Annotated in this window: 2 protein-coding genes; both read left to right on the forward strand. The window is 38.8% G+C overall.

Going from position 1 to position 3,113, the window contains the following annotated elements; genetic code table 11:
• The first annotated feature begins 330 nt into the window (after positions 1-330).
• Entirely contained in the window at positions 331-996 is a 666-nt protein-coding gene (locus AFK68_RS04345; protein ID WP_094671742.1) for an HAD family phosphatase, read from the forward strand.
• A 1,271-nt stretch (positions 997-2,267) separates the two neighbouring features.
• A partial coding sequence (locus tag AFK68_RS04350; RefSeq protein ID WP_168186319.1) for a molybdopterin-dependent oxidoreductase occupies positions 2,268-3,113 on the forward strand: 846 nt, incomplete at its 3' end.

The following is a 3,113-nucleotide window of genomic DNA, read 5'->3' on the forward strand; positions in this document are numbered from 1 at the left end:
AGAAATAGAAAAGTGTTTGGAGAGCAAACCCCTACGGACTACCTCCGACAAAATTTTCCCAGAAATCGGAAAATGGTAGGTAAAAACTTCTATTGCGTATTGCGCAATAGAGACAAATCAAAAATAGAAATTTGATATTATCGTCGGCGTAAACTTTCCAAACCCCCGCCCAATTCCAAGTATTATTGAAACTTCCTAATTATCTAAAAATCAGTAGTAAAATTAAACCGTCATTTCTTAGAGTTACCTCTAACTTTTCTCAGTTCTCTGAAAAATTCAATTTTCAGTTCAGACTGCAAAAGTAAATACTATTTATCTATATAAATTAAGATGCTCAAAGCAATTTTGTTTGACCTCGATGGCACCCTAGCAAATACAGACCCCTTGCATTACCAGACCTGGAAAGAAATTTTAAATAATCACGGAATAGCAATTGACCATAACTTTTATAAACAACATATTAGTGGTAGAACCAATCCAGCAATTATTCAAGATTTACTACCACAACTATCAACTACTGAAGCAGAAGAACTAGCAAATTATAAGGAAGAAAAATTTCGAGAAATTGCCTTAAATTTAAAGCCATTAACAGGATTATTAGAATTTATTGAATGGGTAAAAAACCAAAAACTCCAGAAAGCTGTTGTGACAAATGCACCTCCAGAAAATGCTGAATTTATGTTAGATGTTTTGCAGCTAACAGATACTTTCCCATTAGTAATATTAGGTGGAGTAATGACTGCAGGAAAACCCGACCCTGCACCTTATAAATTATGTTTAGAAAAATTAGAAATTTCCCCAGAAGAAGCAATTGTTTTTGAAGATTCTCGTTCGGGAATTAAGTCGGCAGTAGGAGCAGGAATTTATACAGTAGGAGTTGCTTCTACCCATGAACCTGAATCTTTATTAGAGGTAGGAGCTAGTATTGTTATTAATGATTTTACTGATGAAAAACTACAGCAACTTTTAGATAGTTGGAATATGTCTGGTATTTAGGAATGAGCTTTTAACTTTTTAAATTAGTTTGAGCTTACTGAACAGATATCAGATGAACAACGTCGCTTCATGGGAGCAAGATGCTCCCACTGTTATAGCAATGAGCGCTGGTATATTGACAAATTGTAGTAGGGGCAAAAGAGCTATAACTCTTATATTATCGGCAATTTATTCCCCCTGTTGCCTGTTCCAATAGTGCCTGTTCCCNTATAGCTGCCACACTTACTCCGCATATCTAAAATAATGTGCGGAAACTGCTGTAACTATTGTCCAATAGATGAATCTAACATCAATTTTGAAATATAAAAGGCTGAAACCTTTGCCTGTAAAGGCTTTTAAGTTTAATTTACCAAGCCTTACTATTGTCCAATAGATGAATAGAACATCAATAGCGAAAGAGAGCAATATCTCTGCGCAATGGATACTCTATCGCAACTTTCATGCAACAAAGTCATAGACCGCCATTACCAATTAATGAAAATGCACCACCATCGGTTACAGCGCTTTTCATTTGAGTAAACCATTAAAGTAGGGACGTTTCACTGCGTGACATGTTTGCGGAGCATTCCGGAACGGAAAACGCATTTTTGTTATGCAACGTCCCTACAAAGTTATCATTTTTTTTATGTGATTCATTGACCTAAAACTGCTGTAAAGTTATGTATCTCACCAAGAATGAGAATTCCTATAATATCATGTTCGGATAATTAGGGCTTGCTGAAAAAGTCTTATGGGTAAGGGTAGGAGACAGCAGACAGGAGACAGGAGACAGGAGGAATGGGTATGGGAGCGAGGAAGCAGGAGTCAGAATTATCCCTTTATTTTTCTGCCTCGCGTTAGCCCAAAATCCTAACTTGAGGAGCATGAAGAACTAAAAACCAGGTATTTTTTCAAGACTTAAAAAGGCTAAAGCCTTTATCTGTAAACGCTTTTGGATTTAATCAGCAAACCCTAATTAGTGATAAAAAAACTTTCTCCTGTTTATACTTTCTTTCTCCCCTCTTCCCTCTTCCCTCCTGTACGGGCGTTAACGATAGTTATGCGAAGCTAACGGCCGTTTCGCGGAGCGACATGTTTGCGGAGCATTCCGTCAGGAAAACGCCCCTACGACTCCTGACTCCTCCGTCCCTTCTTATTTATAACTATTCAACCGGACATAATATAACACTATTAAGATTGTATTAAGTTAATCTGAAAATTAGGTAGGTCATGGTAAGGATTTAATCAAATGATGTCAACTAATTAAAAGCATCATCCTAGCTAAATAAATTATGTTACCCAAGCCAAACAAAATTTGGAACCCGAAAATCTGGGCAAGCTGGAAACCTTTCGGTATTGGCGAACAATACCCCAATAACTACTGGGAACTCATCCGCGCTGGAATAGAAAACCTCGACCAACTCCCCTATGCTTGGGAAATACTCAACAAGGGAGTTTGCGACGGTTGTTCCCTAGGTACAACAGGTATGAAGGACTGGACTCTTGATGGGTTTCACCTATGTAATGTCCGCCTCCGACTGTTGCGCCTGAATACTATGGCAGCTTTTAACCCGGAAATACTGGCAGATGTTTCTCAACTGCAAAATAGAAGTAGTGGGGAACTGCGAGAAATGGGAAGACTGCCTTATCCTATGCGCCGTGACAAAGGTGACAAAGGGTTTCGGCGAATTAGTTGGGATGAAGCGATGGGGGTAATTAGCGATCGCCTCAAAACTACTGACCCAGACCGTACGGGTTTCTATCTGACGAGTCGTGGTACTGTTAATGAGACTTATTATGTTGCCCAAAAAGCTGCACGGGCGATCGGCACTAATAATGTTGACAACGCTGCCCGGATTTGTCATTCTCCTAGCACTGGGGCGTTGAAAACTACTATTGGTGCTGCTGCTACTACCTGTTCTTATAAAGATTGGATAGGTACAGATTTATTAGTATTTATAGGTTCAAATGTAGCAAATAATCAACCTGTCACTGTTAAATATTTGCACTGGGCAAAAAAAGCAGGTACGAAAATTGTTGTTATTAATACTTACCGGGAACCAGGGATGGAACGTTATTGGGTTCCGTCTATTCCAGAAAGTGCTTTGTTTGGTACAAAATTTGCCGAAGATTTCTTT

It is taken from the genome of Hydrocoleum sp. CS-953 (assembly GCF_002260545.1).
In the GTDB taxonomy this organism is placed as follows: domain Bacteria; phylum Cyanobacteriota; class Cyanobacteriia; order Cyanobacteriales; family Microcoleaceae; genus Trichodesmium.